Origin of the sequence: Bifidobacterium miconis (assembly GCF_019331735.1) — a bacterium.
GTDB lineage: Bacteria > Actinomycetota > Actinomycetes > Actinomycetales > Bifidobacteriaceae > Bifidobacterium > Bifidobacterium miconis.
Window position 1 is genome coordinate 55300 of record NZ_JAHBBH010000002.1, and the last position, 20095, is coordinate 75394.

Sequence of the window (20095 nt, forward strand, 5' to 3'; positions counted from 1 at the left end):
TGGCTGCCGATCAGTAGCCCATGTCGGCGCCGGCGGCCGGGGCGGCCGGCTTCGGCTCCGGCTTGTTGGCGACCACGGCTTCGGTGGTCAGGAACAGGCCGGCGATGGAAGCGGCGTTCTGCAGCGCGGAGCGGGTGACCTTGACCGGGTCGGTGACACCGGCGGCCAGCAGATCCTCGTAGGTGTTGGTCGCGGCGTTCAGACCCTCGCCGTCGGGCAGGGAACGAACCTTGTCGATGACCACGTCACCGGACAGGCCGGCATTCTCGGCGATCTGCTTGATCGGGGCCTCGATGGCGCGGAACACGATCGCGGCACCGGTGGCCTCGTCGCCGTCGAGCTTGACGTCGTTCTCGGCCTTGGCGGCAGCCTGAACGAGGGCCACGCCGCCACCCGGCAGCAGGCCTTCCTCGATGGCGGCCTTGGCGTTGCGCACGGCGTCTTCGATGCGGTGCTTGCGCTCCTTGGCCTCCACCTCGGTGGCGGCGCCGACCTTGATGACGGCAACGCCGCCGGCCAGCTTGGCGAGACGCTCCTGCAGCTTCTCGCGGTCGTAGTCGGAATCGGACTTCTCGATCTCGGCGCGGATCTGGGCCACGCGAGCGTCGATGTCCTCCTTGGAGCCAGCGCCCTGCACGATGGTGGTCTCGTCCTTGGAGACGATGACCTTCTTGGCGTGGCCGAGCACGGACAGGTCGACGGAGTCGAGCTTGAGGCCCAGCTCGTCGGAGACGACCTGAGCGCCGGTGAGGATGGCCATATCCTGCAGCATGGCCTTGCGGCGGTCGCCGAAGCCCGGGGCCTTGACGGCGCAGGACTTGAAGGTGCCGCGGATGTTGTTGAGGATCAGGGTCGGCAGCGCCTCGCCGTCGACGTCCTCGGCGATGATCAGCAGCGGCTTGCCGGTCTTCATGACCAGCTCGGCGATGTGGACCACGTCCTGCTGGCTGGAGACCTTGCCGGAGGTGAGGAGGATGTACGGATCCTCGAGCACCGCGGTCTGGTCCTCGGCGTTGGTGACGAAGTACGGGGCGATGTAGCCCTTGTCGAAGCGCATGCCCTCGGTGAACTCGAGGTCAAGGCCGAAGCGGTTGTTGTCCTCGACGGTCACGACGCCGTCCTGGCCGACCTTGTCGAGGGCCTCGGCGATCTTCTCGCCGACTTCCGGATCCGCGGCGGAGATGGTCGCGGTCGCGGCGATCTGGTCCTTGGTCTCGACGTCCTTGGCGGCGGCGACGAGCTCCTTGACGATGGCGTCGGAAGCCTTCTCGATGCCGCGGCGCAGCGCGATCGGGTTGGAGCCGGCGGCCACGTTCTTCAGGCCCTCGTGAACCAGAGCCTGGGCGAGCACGGTCGCGGTGGTGGTGCCGTCGCCGGCGACGTCGTCGGTCTTCTTGGCGACTTCCTTGACCAGCTCGGCGCCGATGCGCTCGTACGGATCCTCGAGATCGATTTCCTTGGCGATGGACACGCCGTCGTTGGTGATGGTCGGGGCGCCGTAGGTCTTGTCGAGCACGACGTTGCGGCCCTTCGGGCCCAGCGTGACCTTGACGGTGTCGGCGAGCTTGTCGAGGCCCGCGAGCATTCCCTGACGAGCTTCCTCGTCGTACGAAATGATCTTTGCCATGGTTGTTGTCCTCCAAATGGCTTCACGGTACTTGTTCTCACTGCGGAGGGCGGCGTGGCGGCCGGCCGTCAGCTGCCGGTTATCACTCTCGCCTTCCGAGTGCTAATTGGGAGATTAGCACTCTCGGTGCCCGAGTGCCAACCGGAGTCCGGCGATTGCGCTGATGGCAAACGGCAGGGGCGCGGCGAGGGAACAAAAAAGTCCCCGGACGCCTGTGCGTCCGGGGACTAGCTACGGGATTGGATCCGAATCCGGCGATCCCTACAGCTTGATCACCTTCGTGGCCTGCATGCCCTTGGGCCCGTGCTCGGCCTCATATTCGACCTTCTCCCCTTCTTCCAGCGTTTTGAACCCATCACCCTGAATCACAGAATAATGGACGAATACGTCGTCACCACCGTCATCCGGGTTGATGAAACCATATCCTTTACCAGCGCTGAAGAACTTAACGGTTCCGTGTGCCATAACCATTCTTTCCTAGGGAATCCGAATATCGCGGATACATGGAAGAACACACACAGCACTACCTCGCGCTCCCCCTACCTCGCGACTCTACCCATTGTAACGGCTAACGGGACTAACTTTGCCCATCGACCGCGAAAATGTTGGATTTCCAACGATTTTTTCTATTGACTCGCGTCAATTCGGGGGAGTCGCCTCATCGTGTCCGAAGCAAACCACGGTCGGGTCCCGGCTTCCTGCGCCGCCCCGGCACAGCCCGAAGACGGGGCCCGGCGAGGCTCAGTTGCGCAGCACCACGATGACCGGCACGTCAATGCCCGTGGCCTGCTGCACGTCCGCGATGCCCAGCTGCGCGGCCACGTCCTTGGCCGTGGCCAGATCCGTCTCGTTCTGGTACCAGACCACCGTGGACGCGGGCAGATTGTCGGTGGTCGGGTTCGAGGCCTCGACGCTGGTGTATCCGGCGGCGGTGAGCACGCCGGCCTTTTCGGCGGCATAGCCGTTGATGCCGGCCGCGTTGACCACGCGCACCGAGGTCGCCTTGTTGGCGGTCTGCGCGTTCTGGTCGGACGAGGAGTTCTGATCGGCCGAATTCTGGTCCGAGGAATCGGAGGAATCCGAATTCTGGTCGGAGGAATTCGTCTGGGACGAGGACGAGTCGGTGCCGTCCGCAGACGCGGAGTCCTTGGACTGGGCGCTCTGGTCGAAGGACGACGAGTCGATGCCGTCGGAGGACGCGTCCGAAGCGGCGTCCTTCTTGGACGAATCGCTCGCCCCGGAACCGCTCTGGGTGCCGGAGGAGACCGACGTCGAGGAGTTCGAGGACGCGCCGGACACGAACTTGGAGAACTCGCCGGTCATCACGCCCCATGCGAGCGCGCCGGCGAGCGCGGCGACGATGAGCACGATCAGATACGGCAGCGTGCGCGCGCCGACGGACCGTGCGCCGCGATGCACGCCCACCGGGCCGACCGGAGGAGTGTCGAATGAATCACGCGCGTACGATTCATAGGTTTCCTTGTCTTGCTTCGCCATACCAGCCCTTCCGTCACGAAACTACGCACGAGTCTAACCGCCACCTTGCCCCAAGGACGACACGCACGCCCCTCATGCACCGGATATGCACACTTACGGAAACGCCGGAAACGTACCGGGAGCGGCTCCGCGGCCCGTGTTCGGCCGGCGGTGCGCCTACAGTGAACGGCATGGAAGCAACGCATGTCAAACCACTGTCCGAACTCGTCGAGGCCGGCTGGGCCGAGGCGCTAGCCCCGGTGGAGCCGCAGGTGCACCGTATGGGCGATTTTCTGCGCGCCGAGCTGGCGGCGGGACGCCATTACCTGCCGGCGAGCCGCAATATCCTGCGCGCGTTCACGATCCCGTTCGATTCGATCAAGGTGCTCATCGTCGGCCAGGACCCGTATCCGACGCCGGGACACCCGGTGGGCCTGAGCTTCTGCGTGGCGCCCGACGTGCGCCCGCTGCCGAAGAGCCTGATCAACATCTACAAGGAGCTGGTGGACGATCTCGGCGTGCCGATGCCGTCCAACGGCGATCTGACGCCGTGGACCGAACGAGGCGTGATGCTGCTCAACCGATGCCTGACCGTGGGCGTGGGACGGCCGAACAGCCATCAGGGCAAGGGCTGGGAGCAGGTCACCGACGCGGCGATCCGCGCGCTCAACGCGCGCACCGACGCCGCCGGAAACCCCAAGCCGCTGGTGGCGATCCTGTGGGGGCGCAACGCGCAGAGCCTCGAACCGCTGCTGACGAACGCTTATATCATCAAGTCGCCGCATCCGAGCCCGCTGTCCGCCTCGCGCGGCTTCTTCGGCTCGAAGCCGTTCTCGCGGGCCAATGCAGCCCTGACCGCCATGGGCGCCGAACCCGTGGACTGGCGGCTGGATTAGGCGGCCGGGCGGCATCGCCGGACCGTCGGGAATGCTTGGACGCGATGAACGCCGCATTCCCGCTCGGCGGCCGCAAGCCGCGTTCGCCGAGCGGGAATCTCAGCCAGTGCGGTTAGAGTGGGGCGCATGCCTTTGTTCCCCATGCAATCGAATCTTTCCCCGCAGCCGGCGCCCGCCGCGCCGTCCCCGGCCCCGACTCAGGGCCTTGCGCCGGACGACGCGACGCTGGCCCGCCAGCTGGCCGACCGCATCCGTGCGCGTTTCGCCAAGACGCTGGTCGGTCAGGACAACCTGCGCGAGTCGCTGATCGTCACGCTCGTGGCCGGCGGCCACATCCTCATCGAATCCGTGCCGGGTCTGGCGAAGACCACGGCCGCGCAGACGCTCGCCACCAGCGTGTCGGGCACGTTCAAGCGCGTCCAGTGCACGCCGGATCTCATGCCGTCGGATCTGGTCGGCACGCAGGTCTTCAACTTCGCCTCGCAGAAGTTCACCACGCAGATCGGCCCAATCCACGCGAACTTCGTGCTGCTCGACGAGATCAACCGCTCGAACGCGAAAACGCAGTCGGCGATGCTCGAGGCGATGGCCGAGGGCGCGACGACGATCGGCGGCGAGCGCATCGCGCTGCCCAAGCCGTTCATGGTGATCGCCACGCAGAACCCCATCGAGGAGGAGGGAACGTTCAACCTGCCCGAAGCGCAGATGGACCGTTTCATGATGAAGGCGGTGATGACGTATCCGACCGCCGACGAGGAGACGCGCATGCTGTCCCTGCTGACCACGCGCGGTTCGGACACGCTTGATCCGACGACGCTGAACGACGATGTGATTTCGATCCGCGACGTCGAGTTCCTGCGCTCGTCGGCGCGGCGCGTGCACACGTCGGAGGCGATCATGCGCTATGCGGTGGATATCGCGGCCACGTCGCGCGGCGCCGGCACGCATCCGGTCAAGGGGCTCGCGCAGCTGGTGCGTCTGGGCGCAAGCCCGCGCGCTTCGATCGCGCTGGTGCGCATCGGCCAGGCGAACGCGCTGCTGGCGGGCCGCGACTACGTGATTCCCGAAGACGTCAAGTCGTTCGTGCTCGAAGTGATGCGCCACCGCATCATGCTCACGTTCGAGGCGATGGCCGACGGCGTGAGCGCCGATCAGGTGATCGATTCGATCGTCAAGGCGGTTCCCGTCCCATGATCGGACGCAACCGTTCCGACGACCCGATCCGCAGGAGGATCGAGTCCCTCGGCACGTCGATGAGCCTGCCCACGGTGCGCCGCGCGCTGGGTCTGCTGGAGGGCGAGCACGCGTCCGGACGCCGCGGCGGCGGCGATGACGTGATGGACGTGCGCGTGTACGAACCGGGCGACGAGGCGCGTCTGATCGACTGGAAGTCGAGCGCCCGCCAAGGCCGTCCGATGGTCGTGCAGCGCGAGCGGCACGTCACGAGCCGCGTGTGGATGCTCATGGACGCCGGCCGGCAGATGACCGGCTCGTGCGCGAGCGGCGAGACCGCGGGCGACGTGGCGGCGAACGCGCTGCGCATGTTCGCGGCCCTCTCGCTGCGCCGTTCCGACGACATTTCACTGGTGTTCGGCGATGCCGCGAGCATCACCCGCGTGCCGTTCAACGGCGGGTTCAGCCAGTTCGAGCACACGCTCGACCGGGCGATGGAACGCGAGTGGAGCCACGACCGCAACATCGACGCGTTGCTCGCGTACGCGCGCCGCATCCGAGACCGGGACGCGCTGATCGTGATCGCCACCGACGAGCATGCGCTGCGCCGCGAGCACGTCGGCACGATCGGCCTGATCGCGCGCACGCATCCGGTGGTGCTGATCGACGTGGCGACGCTGAATCCGTTCTCGGCCCCCGCTGGAACCGCGGTCGTCGACGGCGCGGACCGCCGCCGCGTCCCCGCGTTTCTGCGGTCCGCCGTCGCGGCCGAGCAGGTGCGCGCGCATCGCGAGTTCAACGCGGAGGCGCTGCGCCGCGAACTGTCGCGGTACGGCTCCCGCATGATCCGCGCCGCGTCGAGCGAGGCCATGTTCGACGAGTTCGTGCGGCTGGTGTCGTTGTCAACGGCGTCCGCGGCCTTCAACCAGCTGCATGCGTCCCGGCATGACCAGAACGACCAGAACGAACGACGCATGGGAGGTGCGGCATGAACGCGATCGCGGACGGCATCGCCGATTTGCATCCCCTGCCGCAGCTGACGCTGACGACCCCGCTGCTGGCGACGATCGTCGGCGGTCTGGCGCTGGCGATCGCGCTGGCCGTGCTGACCGTCGTCCTGTCCCGGCCGAGGCGGGCGTCCGCGAAGGCGCAGCGCCGCGGCAATCACGCGACGGGCGGCGACGCGACGGCATGGCGCGCCCGCATCGACGGCATCGTCGCACGGTACGAATCGGACGAGCTGACGCGGGAACAGGCGTTCGCGGCGTTGGCCGAGACGGCGCGCGACTTCGCGGGGGCCGCGACGGGACGGAACATGAAATCCAGCACGCTGCGCGACCTGTCATCGATGCCGCGCGACGCGGGCGACCGGCAGGGCCTTGACCTGCTGCGGCAGACCGTCGCCGCCCTGTACCCGCCGGAATTCGCCGACGCCGCGCTCAACGGACACGCCGCGTCGATCAGCGTGCGCGAGGCGGCCGGCTGGGTGTCGAATCTTGTGGAAAGGTGGCGCTGATGCTTTCCTGGCAGTGGCCGTGGGCCGCGGCGGCGGGCGCATTGTGCGTCCTCGCCGTCATGCTGCTCGTCGCCGCGTTGGGCAATCCCCGACGCGGCCGGAGCAACCGGAACGGGAACGCCGCGGACGCCGGGCGGGCCGGAGGCGCCTCCGGCGACCTGACGGTGTTTTCGCTGGACGATGATCTGAACACCGAACAGGCGTCGAGGCTGTTTCACCAGTGGCGGGCGCTGGGCCGTCTGGCCGCGGCGCTGCTGGCCGCATCGCTGGCGCTGTGCGTCGCGCTGCTGGCGCGCCCGTCCGTCATCGACCGCAGCGAGGAGTTGTCGAGCAGCCGCGACATCGTGCTGTGCCTCGACGTTTCCGGCTCCACGCTCCCCTACGATCGCGAGGTGCTGGAAACGTACTTGGATCTGGTGTCCAACTTCCAGGGCGAGCGCATCGGCCTGAGCATTTTCAATTCCACGTCGCGCACCGTGTTCCCGCTCACCGACGACTACGCGCTGGTCGCGCGCGAGCTGAAGAGCGCGGCCTCGACGCTCAAGGGCGTCGAATCGCAGGCCGACATCGACAAGATGAGCGACCGGCAGTACCAGAAAATCTCCGACTGGCTCGACGGCACGCAGAACCGCACGAACGCGACGTCGCTGATCGGCGACGGCGTGGTCAGCTGCGCGGCGATGCTGCCCGGCTTCGCGTACGGTTCGGGCGGTTCCGGCGACGCACGCCAGCGTGCCGCGTCGATCGTGCTCGCCACGGACAACGTCGTGTCCGGCAAGCCCACGTATTCGCTGTCGGCGGCGCTGGATCTCGTCCACGGCGCCGGCATCACCGTCGACGGGCTGTTTTCCGGCCCCAAGGCCAGCGAATCGGAATCGACCACCACGGACATGAAGAAGCTGATCGAATCGCACGACGGCATCTTCCTCACCCAGTCGAACGGCGCAAGCGTCAACGATCTCGTGCGCAGCATCGATCAGCGGCGCACCACGCACACCGAGACCACGTCCAAGGCGTCCGTCTCGGACGCCCCCGGCTGGTGGACGCTCGCACTGGCCGTGGTCGCGGTCGCGTGGCTGGCCGTTACATGGAGGTTGCGCCGATGAACTGGCACGGTTTCACCCTCTCCCCCGCGCTCGGCTGGCCCGCCGGCGCGTGTCTCGCGCTGCTGCTGGCGGCGCTGGCCGTCGCGCAGATCGTGCTGCACGTGCGCCGGCGCGGCGCGAGCGACGAAACGGTTACGGCATGCGTGCGCCGCGTGCTGCTGTGCGTGACGCTCGCCGTGATGACGCTCACGCCGAGCGTCGTGTCGACGACGAGCAGCCGCGCGGTGAACGCCACCGACGTGGTGATCGCCGTCGACGTGACCGGCTCGATGGCCGTGCAGGACGCGCAGTACGGCTCGTCGCAGACCGTCAGCCGGATCGACACGGCCAGGCAGGCCGTCAAGGACATCACGTCGCTGTATCCGGACGCCAGCTTCATGGGCGTGCGGTTCGGGGCGAGCGGTTCGCTCGACGTGCCGCTGACGCCCGACGAACGGGCGATCGGCAACTGGGCGGACACGCTGGCCGTCGAGGCCACGTCCGTCTCGTCCGGCTCCAGCCTCGACGCGCCGCTCGACACGCTGCTGCTCGATCTCAAGTCGGTGCGCGAGGCGCATCCCGACGACGCGATTATCCTGTACGTGATCAGCGACGGGGAGCAGACCGGCACCAAGCCGCGCCGCTCGTTCTCGACGCTGCGCAAGTACCTCAGCGACGGCTTCGCGATCGGCGTCGGCTCGACGCAGGGCGGCAAGATACCGGTCATCCGCGATGGCACGTCGTCCTCGTCATCGTCGCAGTCGCAGAACGAGGCGTGGGTGACCGACCCGGACACCGGCAAGCCGGGCATTTCCAAGCTCGACGAGAAGAATCTGTCCGACATCGCCGACGAGATCAGCGGCACCTACCTGCATGCGGACCAGACGACCACGTTGACGCAGGGCGCGTCGAAGCGGGCGTCGTCCCGCTGGCAGGTGACCAGCACGGTGAAGCGCCGCACGCGCACCACGCCCGTGGTGTGGCCGCTTGCCGCGTTCGCGCTGGCGGTGCTGACCTGGGAGGCCGGCGCATGGATCGTCACGTCAAGGAGGCTGCTATGAGTGCCACGCATGGACGTCGCGCCCGGCGCGCGGAACGCGATGCGAACCGTCCGCTCGCCGCGGACGAGAGCCGCGCGGACGATGCCGGGACGACCGCGTTCGCCGACCCGTCCGGCGCCGACACGGCGCTCGGCTCGGATGCGCGCCGCGCGCGGGCGGGACTGCCCGTACGCATCATGCTCGGTGCGCTGGCGGCGCTCGCGCTGGCCGTGACCGTGCTTGCCGCAGTGAACCTGCGGGCGGTGACGGCCTTCAATCAGGCCACGAGCAGCCTGCACGAGCACATCGCCGCGGCTCGGTCGGACACGCCGGACTGGTCCAAGCTCAGCGCCGTGCAGGAACAGACCGACGCGCAGTTCGACGAGGCCGAGGCCGCGGATGCCGTGCTGCTGCCCGGCATCCGCGAGTCGATCGCGGCCAACGCGGCCGTATCGGACCAGCTGACCGCGCTGGTGAAGCAGCATCTTGCCGCGCAGCAGGGCGGCGACGGCAATGCCGGCGACAACGGTGCGGCCGGCACCGACAAGCAGGGCCAATCGTCCGATTCGTCTGGCGCGCTGACCGACGAGCAGCGCAAGCAGGTCGAGGACCTGCTCAAGGCCAACGAGCAGTCCACGCCGTCCGACAAGGGCAAGGGCACGTCCAAGGAGTCGACGGTCACCAACAACACGGGCAACACGAACAAGCCCTGGTGACGGCGAGCGCGGCAGTACCGGCGATCGCGAAGCCCGGCGGATTGTCCACATGAAATGTGGACGACATGCTGAGCCGTACGGCGGGAACCCAGTGGGTTCCCGCAGGCGAAGTGAGCGATCGCAATACGGGCGATCGCGAAGCCCGGCGGATTGTCCACATGAAATGTGGACGACACGCCGGGGTGTGGATAACTCCGACCATTCGACCACATGCCCCGTTCCGGCTGGACGAACGCGGCCGAGCCCGATTCAATGGGCGCATGAGCATGTTTGACCAGACTTCCGCATTCGGCGGCGCGCCATCGACCTTCGGCGCGGACTACGTGTGTTCCTGCCACGGCATCGTCGCCGCGAGCCAGAGCCTCGTGCACGCGCGCGTCGCCCAGACGCGTCTTGCGGCGGATGACACCGCGACGCCCCAGGCCCGTTCCATGACGATGCCTTGGGAGGGCAATGCGGCGTCGCTGTTCCGCCAACGGCTCGCCGATTGCGCGTCGGCCGCGCAACGGGCGCTCGACGACGCCGAAGCCACGCTGCGCATCGCCGGGGCAGGTGCATGATGGGCTGGCAGGTTACGTCGTATGTGTCCGGCGGCCGGTATTCGACGGCCGAACGCGAAGACTACGCATCGCTGGCCCGCCTGATGGACGACGTGGCGGCCGACTGGCGCGCCGCGGCCACGGCTTGGAGCTCGGCCGCATTGGAACTGGCCCGGGATCAGGCGAGTCTGACCTGGTGCTCCTCGGTCGTGCCCGACGAGGGAGTGACCATCAGCCACTCCTCGCTCCCCTACGGCACGCTCATCCAGCGCTGCTCCGACCATGCCGCCGCATGCGAGGCGATCGGCGGCGAACTGGACGAGATGTCGTCGCTGCTCATCCGCGCGCATTCGCTGTACGAGGACTGTGAATCATGGGCCAGACGCCTGGTCACGGAGACATTGCAGATGACGGCCACCGCATTGCCGAAGCATTCGCTGTTCGGTACCGCGGCGGCGGTCGCTTCCGGCATAGCCGTCGGATCGGCGTCCGAAGGCGGGTTCAATCCGATCTACGGGCTCACGTCGACCGCATGGGCGCAGGAAGGGCTGCTGTCAGGAGCGGCCACGTATCTGGGCGGCATCCATCCGGGACTGGCGCCGATGCTCACCAACGAGGTCAACGTCGCCGCGGGCGCGCTGGCGACGGGCACCAAACCGTTGAAGGACACCATGCAGGGCGATTGCCTGACCGTGGTCGAGGTCGAGCCGAACGCCATGGTGGTCGGTTCGTCGACGTCGGTGGCCGAATCATTGGAGAACCTGCGGCGTTTGGCCGAAGAGCGCCTTGGGAAAATCGATTTGGGCAGCGGACTGTCCTACGCGACGATCGCCGTGCAACGCTACCGCCGCGAAGACGGATCGTCCGCATGGCTGGTGACGATCCCCGGCACGGACGGCGAATGGGACTCGCCGTTCGGCTGGATGCAGAACATCGAGCTCATGAGCGACGATCCGCGGCAGCGCATGCAGGCGGACAGCGCGCGCATGGTCGCCGAGGCGATGCGGCAGGCCGGCATCGGCGGCGACGAGCCGGTGGCGCTGATCGGGCATTCGCAGGGCGGCATCGTCGCGGCGACGATCGCATCCGACCTGGCCGACGAATACGACATCCGGCATGTGGTGACGGCGGGCTCGCCGGTCGCGAACCATCCGATCCCGTCGAAGACGTGGGTGACCAGCATCGAAATGGACGACGAACTGGTCGCCGCTCTCGACGGCGCCGAGAATCCGCGCACCGGCAACTGGCTGACCATACGGGGCCATGCGACGCGTTCCGTGCAGACCACCCCGGCGGGCGTCGGCGCGGACGGTTCCTGCGCGCCGGGCAACGGCGTGTCGTCGTGGGGCAAGGACTTCGCCGCAGCCGAAGTGACGGGGGCACCGGAATCCAAGGAGATCACGCACTGGCTCAAATATCATCAGGCGGCCTACAGGAACGCCACCGATCTCGGTTCCCCCGCGGTGGTCACCCACGAGCGGCATTTCCAACAGGTCATCGAAGGAGAGCTCGAGGAAACCCGCTACTATCGCGGCCGCATGAGCCTCTACGGCGCCTCAGCCGCCCCGTCGTCCGCGCACCGCATCGACACGGACGCCTTCGGCGGACGCGACTGACCGCGTGGCCGCGGCTGGCTGCAACCGTCCTTGCCGTCATGCCGACGGCTCGAGGGTCATGACCAGCCGGTCCTCGCCCGCATCGCGTCCGTGGTCGAGCTCGGCGGTCAGACGCAGGCGCATGGCCCGGGCCAAGGACTGCGCGACGGCGAGTCCCAGCCCGGAGCCGCGCTTGCCGCGCGAGTCGTCGGCCTGATAGAACCGATCGAACAGCTTGGCGGGATCGATGTCGGCCGCCGCCTTACGGCTGATCGGGTTGGAGAACGAAACGCGATCGCCGTGCTGCGCGATCGCGGGCGCGCCGGCGCCATGCCGCAGCGCGTTCGTGACGAGATTGTCGACGATGCGCCGCAACGCCGTCCGATCGGCCTCCAACGTGAACCGTTCGTCGTCGAACGCGACGGTCGGCTCCCACCCGCGCTCCTCGAATTCGGGATAGTGGCCGACGAGCACTTCGGCCACGAGCGGCTGCACGGCGACCGGTTCCAGATCGAGCGTGCGGTCGGGATCGTTCGCCCGCGCGTAGGCGAACAGCTGGTCGAGCAGCCCGCGCATGTCGTCCAGCCGCTGCAGCGCCGCCGTCAGATGGCGCTCGCCGTCCGCAGGCTGCGTTCCCTCCATCGCCAGCTGGATATGCCCCTGCGCGCCCATCAGCGGCGTGCGCACGTCATGCGCGAGCGACGACAGGTCGCGCTGGAACTCCTGCGTCTTGGCCATCGCGGCGATCCGCTCGGACTGGATCGCGTCCAGCTGCGCGTTGATCGCCCGCGCCAACTCGCGACTCGCCCCGCCCGGCACCTCCACGCCCAGCCGGGCGTTGCTCTCCGCCGGGCGGTCGCGCAGGAACCGCGCCATCCGCCGCATCTCGCGCCGGTACATCGCCGCCCCGATCGCGAATCCCGCAACCAGGCCGACCAGCAACCCCACAAACCACATGGCAACGATTGTCAGCACACGTCGCGACGGCGGTTGACGAGAAGCGTGGCGCCGACGGACAGGACGATCCATCCGGCGAAGCAGATCAGCGCGTGCGCCCAGACCGGCATGCCGAGCGACATGCCGCCGGCCGTCGTGGCGAACAGGCCCGCGCCGTCGAAGTACAGTTTCGTGTTGTTCGACGGCAGCCATGGCGCCAGTTGCCCCGCCCACGGCGCGTACACGGCGATCGTCGACAGGACGATGTTCAGCAGCGATCCCATGATGCCCGCGCCGACGAGCACCGCGGCGGCGACGCCGAACGCCTTGCTGCGCGCGATCATCGCCAGGGTGACGACGATGAGCACGAACGTGACGACGCCCAGCATCTTCAGCCCGCAGAATCCCAGATAGACGCCGATGCTTTCCGCATACCGGAACCGGACGCCGAGCGCAAGGCACGCCAGCTCCAGCGAGGCGATCGTCACGACCGTATTCCACGCGGCCAGCAGGGCGGACAGCAGCAGCCGGCCGGCGACGTACGCCGTGCGGCCACGGCGTCCGGCGAGGAGGTTCTTGACGAATCCGGCGTCCCAATCGTCCATCACGGCCAGCACGGCAAGCACCGCGACGATCATGGACAGCACCGAGCCGTTGCCCAGTCCCGAACTGGACAGCATCGCGGTGTGCGAGTTCATCATGCGGGCGGACGCCGCCAGTCCGGAGGCGGCATTGGCCGTGACCGACACGCCGTCGGCGTCGGTCTGCTCGGCCCCGGTGGCGGCGCCGAGCAGCATCAGCGTGGTGAGCAGACCGGCGGTCAGCAGGACGACCAGTATTGTGACGACCCAGAATTTGCGGCCGTGGATGAGCCGGTACAGGTCGGAGCGCAGCAGGTTGATCATCATCGGCTTCCTTCCGTGCGGGCGCCGTCCATGAGGGCGACGAAATAGTCTTCCATGTCCCGTGATTTCGCGGCCAGTTCGAGGACGGTCTGGTTCGTCTCGTGCAGGATGCGGGAGACTTCGGCCGCGTCGAAGCCGCCGGCGATGGTGATCGAGCCGTCCGGTTCGGCGGCGAACCGCACCGGATCGGCCGGATTGTCCGGCAATCGTTCCTCGAGGACGGCGAGCGCGGTCGCAGTGTCGGCGGTGCGCACGGTGAGGCTGTCGCCGCATTCGGATTGGACTTGTTCGGCCGTCATTTCGCGTACCATATGGCCGTTCGCGATGACGCCGTAGTGGGTGCACATGCGTTCGAGCTGGTCGAGGACATGCGAGCTGATGACGATGGTGATGCCGCGCCGCTGGTTGAGCCGGACGAGGTAGTTGCGCATGGTGCGCGCGCCGTCCGGGTCGAGGCCGTTGAGCGGCTCGTCGAGCAGCAGCAGGTCGGGATTGCCGACGAGGGCGAGCGCGAGTCCCAGCCGCTGTTTCATACCGAGCGAAAAACCGCCGGTCTTCTTGCGGCCGGTGCCGCCGAGGCCGACCTGATCGAGCAGGTCGCGGCAGACGGGTTTCGGGTCGGCCACGCCGAGCGCGAGCGCCTGCGCCATCATCGTGTCGAAGGCGCTCATGTGCGGCAGGAGGCCGGGGTTCTCGATGAGCGCGCCGACGCGTTGCACGCCGCCGGGCGCATTGCCGAACAGCGTGATCTCGCCGCCGCTCGGCGTGGCGAGTCCGGCGATCATCTTCATCACGGTGGATTTGCCGGTGCCGTTCTTGCCGACGAATCCGTAGATCGCGCCCTGCGGCACGGTCATGGCCAGATCGTCGACCGCCCGTTTGCCGGCGTACCGTTTGGCGAGTGACCGTATGCGAATCGCGTCCATCGCCGTTCCTTTCTCTCGGTTCGTTGTCGAGACCCACTGTATGGAACGGATCTTGCGCAATCGCCACCCACCTCATGCGAGAGTCTCACGAAAACCTTGCGAAAGTGTGACGATCGGCGACGCGCCGCCCGCCTCGCACACTGACACGTCGAGTTTGAAGCCGAGCCCCCAGACGGTCCTGATGTACGCATCGGTGCCGGAGGGCTTTAGCTTGGCGCGGATCTTGCTCACGTGCGCGGTGACGGTGTTGTCGTCGACCATGTACGGCTCGTTCCAGCACAGTTCGTAGACCTGTTGTTTGGTGAACACCGTGTTGGGATGGGCCATGAGCAGTTCGACGATATTGAATTCGATGTTGGTGAGGCTTACCGGTTCGCCGTCGATGGCAAAGACGCGCGCGGCCGGGTTCAGCGTCCAGCGGCCGGCGACGATGGCGGGGGAAGCCGGTTCGGCCGCGGCGACCGGCGCCGACGCGCGTTCGGATGGCTTCCGGTCGTCGGCTTGCCCGGGCGAGGGGGCCGAAGCGCATGCGCCGCTTCCGTAGCCGCGGCCGCGCAGCTGGGCTTGGACGCGCACGACGAGTTCGCCCAGATCGAACGGTTTGACGAGATAGTCGTCGGCGCCGAGACGCAGCACGGCGACGCGGTCGGCGACTGCGTCACGCGCGGAGATCACGATGATCGGCACGCCGGCTCCGCGCTCGCGCAGCATGGCGATCAGCCGTTCGCCGGTCATGCCGGGCAGCATGAGATCGGTGACGATACAGTCGAACCCGCAATCCGCGCCGTCGCCGACCGGGCCCGACGTTCCGCGGTCCAGCAGCAGCCGGGCCTCCGAACCGGAGTATGCGGCCGTGCAGGCGAATCCGGCGCGCTCCAGCTGCGTGCAGGTCACCTCGTTGATGTCCGCGTCGTCCTCAATCACCAGTATTCGCGCTTCGTTCACAACCACTCAGCATACGACACCGCCCGGTTCACGGCTGGAAGTACCCTAGAACCCATGAAGCTCACTGATATTTCCCCCGCAATCGCACTGACCCCGCTCGACGGCCGCTATCACAACGCCACCGCCCCGCTCGTCGAATACCTGAGCGAGCCGGCCCTCAACCGCGAGCGCATGCGCGTCGAGGTCGAATGGATGATCCTTCTGGCGAACGGCTTCGACGGCAACGGCAACCAGCCGATCGTCGACGGCGTCAAGCCGTTCACCGACGCCGAAAAGGCGTTCCTGCGCGCGATCCCCGAGGATTTCGGCGCCGAGGGCATCAAGCAGCACGCCGCGCACGAGGCCGTCACCCACCACGACGTGAAGGCCGTGGAGTACTACATCGACGACCAGATCGACAAGGCCCCGGCCGAGCTCGCGAACATCAACGACGCGTTGAAGACGCTCGTGCACTTCGCCTGCACGTCCGAGGACATCAACAACCTGTCGATCGCCCGTTGCGTGAAGAACGCGATGGAAAACGTCTGGACCCCGGCGTTCAAGGAGATCATCGACCATCTGGCCGCCAAGGCCGACGAGTACCGCGACAAGGCGCTGCTGAGCCTCACCCACGGCCAGCCGGCCACGCCGACCACGCTCGGCAAGGAGCTCGCCGTCTACGTGTACCGTCTGAACCGCCAGCTCAAGCACATCGAAAACCAGGAGTACCTGGGCAAGATCAACGGCGCGACCGGCACGTTCGGCGCGCATCTGGCCGCCTGCCCGGACGTCGACTGGATCGCCGTCTCGCGCGAGTTCGTCACCAACCGCATGGGGCTGACCTGGAACCCGCTGACCACGCAGATCGAATCCCACGACTGGCAGGCCGAACTGTATTCGACCGTCTCCCACGCGAACCGCATCATGCACAACCTGTGCGTGGACGTGTGGATGTACATCTCGCGCGGCGTGTTCGCACAGGTGCCGGTCAAGGGCGCCACCGGCTCCTCCACCATGCCGCACAAGGTCAATCCGATCCGCTTCGAGAACGCGGAGGCGAACTTCGAGATCTCCTGCTCGCTGCTCGACACCCTGTCGGCCACGCTCGTGGAGTCCCGCTGGCAGCGCGATCTGACCGATTCGACCACGCAGCGCAACATCGGCTCCGCGCTCGGCTATTCGCAGCTGGCCCTGTACAACCTGATGGGCGGACTCAAGTCCATCCACCCGAACGACCACGTGATCTCGCGCGAACTGGACGAGAACTGGGAGGTGCTCGGCGAGCCGATCCAGACCGCGATGCGCGCCTGCGAGCTGCGCGGCCTGCCCGGCATGGACAAGCCGTACGAGAAGGTCAAGGAGCTCATGCGCGGCCACACGATCGACCGCGAGCAGGTCGAGCAGTTCATCGACCAGCAGTCCTTCGATCCCGAAACCGCGGCGCGTCTCAAGGCGCTCACCCCGGCCACGTACACGGGCGTCGCGAGCAAGCTGGTCGACTTCGACCGCTGACCCGTATCGCATGACCGCCGGCCGGCCGCAGACGCGACGATTCGCACGCAGCCGGCCGGACGACGGTCATCGACAGCAACCGTACGCACCTATCGCAAAGGGTTCCGATGAACAGTCAGGAACATGCGACCGATTCCGCCGGCGAGCGCACCGTCTCGCCGGCGGAATCGCGTTTTACGCACCCCATCGCGCCGGACATCGAGCACGACGATCCGAATCACCCGCACATCAACGACGTGCCGCCGAAGCGCATCCACGACGTCGGCGACCTGTTCCGCGCGATTCTCGCCGTGCTGCTCGCCGCCGTCGCGATGCTCTCGTCCGTGTATCTCAACGGCATCACCACCGGCGTCGAATCGGACGCGCACACGGCCGGCCGGGCGCTGAACTGGCTGGTCGACCTGCCCACGTCGATGCTGCAGCAGCTGGCGATCGTCGTGATCGTGGTCATGGTGTTCACCCAGCTGCTGATCAGCCGCGAATGGGTGCAGTCGGTGATCGCGATCCTCGCCATGTTCGGCGGGTATGCGGCCGCGTGGGGCATTTCGCTGGGCGTCACGGCGATCGGCAACGAACGGCTGCTCGCCGCGCTCGGTTCCGCGAACGCGTGGTTCGGAGCCGGTCTGCTGCCGGGATTCTACGCGGGCTCCGCGGCATTGCTGACGGCCGCGGGGCCACGTCGCACCCGCTCGACGGTCAAATGGGGCTGGAACGTGCTATACACGGTGGGCGCGCTGCTGGTGCTCCTGTCCGTGAACTCCGTGGCCGGCGTGCTGGTCTCGTTCGCCGCCGGCCGACTGGTGGGCATGCTGCTGCGGTTCCTTGTCGGCACCAAAAACCAAGGCGTGTGGGGCGAAGGGCTCGTGCAGGCGCTGGCCGGCATCGACCTGCACGTCACGTCGCTGGAACGACGGCTGGACGGCGGCGTCTCCTCGCACAGCACGCTGAAGACGACGCTGGACGACGATCTGGTCGAGGGCTCCCGCCTGTACGACGCGACCGACGACCGCGGGCGGCATTTCGCCGTGTCCGTGCTCGACAGCCAGGTGCGCACGGCCGGCTATGTCAAGCAACTGTGGCAGTGGATCCGGTTCACCGGCGTGTCCATGCGGCGCGACCGTTCGCCGCGCGAGGCGACGCAGCATCACATGGCGATGATCCTCGGACTCAAGAACAGCGGGCTGCCGACGCCCCGCGTGTACGGCGTGGCCGACACCGGCGAATCGTCGATCCTCGTGTTCCAGGGCGCGGACGCGATGAGCGAATGCAATCTGCACACGCTGTCAGACGACGATGCGGTCGCGCTCATGCGGTTCCTGTCCGTGGCGAACCGTCGCGGGTACACGCACCGGCGCATCACGCCGGACACGCTGGCCCGGCTCGAATCGGGCACGCCGATCATCGCCGGATGGCAGAACGGCGACGACGCGAGCACGCCCGCGAACGTGGCGCTCGATCAGGTGCAGCTGCTCACCCTGCTCAGCACGCTGATCGGCCCAGACCGGGCGGTGGCGGCCGGCAGCCACGTCTGGGGCGACGACACGCTCGTCGCGCTCACGCCGTTCGTGCAGAAGGCGGCGATCCCGGCCGGCACGCGCGCGCTCGACGAGTGGGACAAGCGCACGCTGGACGATCTGCGCGCCCGGCTGCGCGCGCTCGCCCCCGACGAGGCGGCCGAGTCGATGGAACCGGTGAAGCTCTCCCGGTTCAGCCTGCGCTCGTTCCTCGGCATCGCGCTGCTCGTGGTGGCCATGGCGGTGGTGTTCACGCAGCTCAAACCGGACGAGGTCATCGCCGCGGTGAAGAACGCGAATCCGGAAATGGCGGTCGTCTGCCTGCTGCTCGGCTTCGTGGCGTGGCTGGGCTCGGCGCTCGAGCTCGGCGCGTTCATCGACCGCGACAAGCGCGACGTGACCGGCATCATCATGTCGCAGGTGGCGCAGAGCTTCGCGATGATCTCCATGCCGGCCGGCGTGGGGCCCGCGTTCGTGAACCTGCAGTTCCTGCGCAAAAGCGGCTACCGCACCACGCCGGCGACGGCGATCATGGGCGCGAATCTGGTCGTCTACTATGCCGGCACCGTGCTGCTCATCCTGCTGCTCGGCCTGTTCACCGGCAGCGACGCGATCAGCGGCATGATCCCGACGAACACGCTGATCATTCTGCTCGGCGTCGCGCTGATGGCGCTCGCCATCGCGCTGATGATCCCGCCGGTGCGCCGTCTCGCGGCGGAGAAGCTGCTGCCGTTGGTGAAAACGTATGCGCGGCAGCTGGTCGACGTCCTGTCCGATCCGAAACGGCTGACGCTGAGCATTGTCGGCATGCTGGTGCTCAACGTGGCCACCGGACTCGGCTTCTGGGTGGCGCTGCTCGCATTCGGGCATATGACCAATCCGATCGAAACGCTGTTCATGTTCCTGCTGGCCAATGCGGTCGGTTCGGCCATGCCGACGCCGGGCGGCCTCGGCGGCGTAGAGGCGGCGCTGGCGTTCGCGTTCGGCGCGGTGGGCGTGCCCGCGGGCGTGGCGCTGTCGGCCACGCTGCTGTACCGCGTGGTGTTCTACTGGCTGCGCATTCCGCTGGGCGCCGCGGCGATGCGCTGGCTGGACCGACGCAACCTGATCTGAATCCGGCCCGGATCCGGCTCACGTCCGGGATGAACATGTTTCGGACACGATCGAACATGATCGAACGGCGGCGCGCGCCGACACAGCCCCGATTTTGGGATAAAATCATGCGAAAACCGTTGGAAAATGCGGTATTTGGCACTATCGTGCGCTATTATTCAGTATGAACCTGTGGTGAGGCCGACCTAAGTAGACCCCACCCCTGACCCAAGAAGGATGCTTTATGGCATACAACAAGTCTGACCTCGTCTCGCAGATCGCTCAGAAGTCCAACCTGACCAAGGCTCAGGCCGAGGCTGCCGTCAACGCTTTCCAGGAAGTGTTCGTTGACGCCATGCGTTCCGGCGAGGGCCTGAAGCTGACCGGCCTGTTCTCCGCCGAGCGCGTCAAGCGTGCCGCCCGCACCGGCCGCAACCCGCGCACGGGCGAGACCATCGAGATCCCGGCGACCTACGGTGTGCGCATCTCCGCCGGCTCCCTGCTGAAGAAGGCCGTCACCGAGTGACGTTGCCCTTCACGGCATGACAACGGAAAGCCCCCGACCACAGACGGTCGGGGGCTTTGTTGTTCGTGCCGCAGGCGTCCGCCGCGTCACGTCCGTC

Annotated in this window: 19 protein-coding genes; 12 read left to right on the plus strand and 7 right to left on the minus strand. The window is 67.3% G+C overall.

The features are described 5' to 3' along the window. Window positions 1-10 precede the first annotated feature (10 nt). The 3 genes from groL to KIH79_RS01055 all read right to left on the minus strand — a co-directional run bounded on the left by groL (window position 11) and on the right by KIH79_RS01055 (window position 3124). A complete protein-coding gene (gene groL, locus KIH79_RS01045; protein WP_219057682.1) occupies window positions 11-1627 on the minus strand; it encodes a chaperonin GroEL in 1617 nt (538 codons plus the stop codon). A 261-nt stretch (window positions 1628-1888) separates the two neighbouring features. Continuing rightward, window positions 1889-2092 carry a cold-shock protein gene (locus tag KIH79_RS01050; protein WP_033492971.1) on the minus strand — a complete coding sequence of 68 codons (204 nt, stop codon included), beginning with the start codon at window positions 2090-2092 and terminating at the stop codon, window positions 1889-1891. Window positions 2093-2368: 276 nt separating this feature from the next. Further along, window positions 2369-3124, minus strand: a complete 756-nt coding sequence (locus tag KIH79_RS01055; protein WP_219057683.1) for a LytR C-terminal domain-containing protein — start codon at window positions 3122-3124, stop codon at window positions 2369-2371. A 170-nt stretch (window positions 3125-3294) separates the two neighbouring features. Here KIH79_RS01055 and KIH79_RS01060 point away from each other — a divergent pair, with 170 nt between their 5' ends. The 9 genes from KIH79_RS01060 (at window position 3295) to KIH79_RS01100 (ending at window position 11684) form a co-directional block, all read left to right on the plus strand. Then, the gene (locus KIH79_RS01060) at window positions 3295-3999 is read left to right on the plus strand and encodes a uracil-DNA glycosylase (protein ID WP_219057684.1); all 705 of its coding nucleotides are present in this window, start codon (window positions 3295-3297) and stop codon (window positions 3997-3999) included. Between the two features lie 126 nt (window positions 4000-4125). After that, window positions 4126-5193 carry an AAA family ATPase gene (locus KIH79_RS01065; protein ID WP_219057685.1) on the plus strand — a complete coding sequence of 356 codons (1068 nt, stop codon included), beginning with the start codon at window positions 4126-4128 and terminating at the stop codon, window positions 5191-5193. Then, on the plus strand, window positions 5190-6164 hold the full coding sequence (locus tag KIH79_RS01070; protein ID WP_219057686.1) for a DUF58 domain-containing protein: 975 nt from the start codon (window positions 5190-5192) through the stop codon (window positions 6162-6164). Before KIH79_RS01065 ends, KIH79_RS01070 begins: the two co-directional genes overlap by 4 nt. After that, entirely contained in the window at window positions 6161-6688 is a 528-nt protein-coding gene (locus KIH79_RS01075; protein WP_219057687.1) for a hypothetical protein, read from the plus strand. The genes KIH79_RS01070 and KIH79_RS01075 overlap by 4 nt, the downstream gene beginning before the upstream one ends. Beyond that, on the plus strand, window positions 6685-7794 hold the full coding sequence (locus KIH79_RS01080; protein ID WP_219057763.1) for a vWA domain-containing protein: 1110 nt from the start codon (window positions 6685-6687) through the stop codon (window positions 7792-7794). The genes KIH79_RS01075 and KIH79_RS01080 overlap by 4 nt, the downstream gene beginning before the upstream one ends. Continuing rightward, window positions 7776-8834 (plus strand): vWA domain-containing protein, encoded by a 1059-nt coding sequence (locus KIH79_RS01085; RefSeq protein ID WP_219057764.1) that lies wholly within the window; start codon window positions 7776-7778, stop codon window positions 8832-8834. Before KIH79_RS01080 ends, KIH79_RS01085 begins: the two co-directional genes overlap by 19 nt. Next, a complete protein-coding gene (locus KIH79_RS01090; RefSeq protein ID WP_219057688.1) occupies window positions 8831-9529 on the plus strand; it encodes a DUF6466 family protein in 699 nt (232 codons plus the stop codon). Before KIH79_RS01085 ends, KIH79_RS01090 begins: the two co-directional genes overlap by 4 nt. A 260-nt stretch (window positions 9530-9789) precedes the next feature. Continuing rightward, window positions 9790-10089: a hypothetical protein gene (locus KIH79_RS01095; protein WP_219057689.1), complete on the plus strand. Its 300-nt coding sequence runs from the start codon at window positions 9790-9792 to the stop codon at window positions 10087-10089. Next, window positions 10089-11684: an esterase/lipase family protein gene (locus KIH79_RS01100; RefSeq protein ID WP_219057690.1), complete on the plus strand. Its 1596-nt coding sequence runs from the start codon at window positions 10089-10091 to the stop codon at window positions 11682-11684. Before KIH79_RS01095 ends, KIH79_RS01100 begins: the two co-directional genes overlap by 1 nt. Window positions 11685-11720: 36 nt before the next feature. Here the strand turns inward: KIH79_RS01100 and KIH79_RS01105 are convergent, their stop codons facing one another. From KIH79_RS01105 to KIH79_RS01120, 4 genes are all read right to left on the minus strand, one after another. Beyond that, window positions 11721-12611: a sensor histidine kinase gene (locus KIH79_RS01105; protein ID WP_219057691.1), complete on the minus strand. Its 891-nt coding sequence runs from the start codon at window positions 12609-12611 to the stop codon at window positions 11721-11723. A 20-nt stretch (window positions 12612-12631) separates the two neighbouring features. Beyond that, window positions 12632-13507: an ABC transporter permease gene (locus KIH79_RS01110; protein ID WP_219057692.1), complete on the minus strand. Its 876-nt coding sequence runs from the start codon at window positions 13505-13507 to the stop codon at window positions 12632-12634. Beyond that, complete coding sequence (locus KIH79_RS01115) at window positions 13504-14430, minus strand: ATP-binding cassette domain-containing protein (RefSeq protein ID WP_219057693.1); 927 nt, start codon at window positions 14428-14430, stop codon at window positions 13504-13506. Before KIH79_RS01115 ends, KIH79_RS01110 begins: the two co-directional genes overlap by 4 nt. Window positions 14431-14502: 72 nt before the next feature. Next, entirely contained in the window at window positions 14503-15354 is an 852-nt protein-coding gene (locus KIH79_RS01120; RefSeq protein WP_219057694.1) for a response regulator transcription factor, read from the minus strand. Window positions 15355-15429: 75 nt separating this feature from the next. On the opposite strand from KIH79_RS01120, the gene purB reads away from it, so the two are divergent. The 3 genes from purB to KIH79_RS01135 all read left to right on the plus strand — a co-directional run bounded on the left by purB (window position 15430) and on the right by KIH79_RS01135 (window position 19998). Continuing rightward, window positions 15430-16866 carry an adenylosuccinate lyase gene (gene purB, locus KIH79_RS01125; protein ID WP_219057695.1) on the plus strand — a complete coding sequence of 479 codons (1437 nt, stop codon included), beginning with the start codon at window positions 15430-15432 and terminating at the stop codon, window positions 16864-16866. Between the two features lie 107 nt (window positions 16867-16973). Further along, window positions 16974-19493, plus strand: a complete 2520-nt coding sequence (locus KIH79_RS01130) for a lysylphosphatidylglycerol synthase transmembrane domain-containing protein (RefSeq protein ID WP_219057696.1) — start codon at window positions 16974-16976, stop codon at window positions 19491-19493. Between the two features lie 223 nt (window positions 19494-19716). Next, window positions 19717-19998: an HU family DNA-binding protein gene (locus tag KIH79_RS01135; RefSeq protein WP_033492994.1), complete on the plus strand. Its 282-nt coding sequence runs from the start codon at window positions 19717-19719 to the stop codon at window positions 19996-19998. The last annotated feature ends 97 nt before the right edge of the window (window positions 19999-20095 follow it).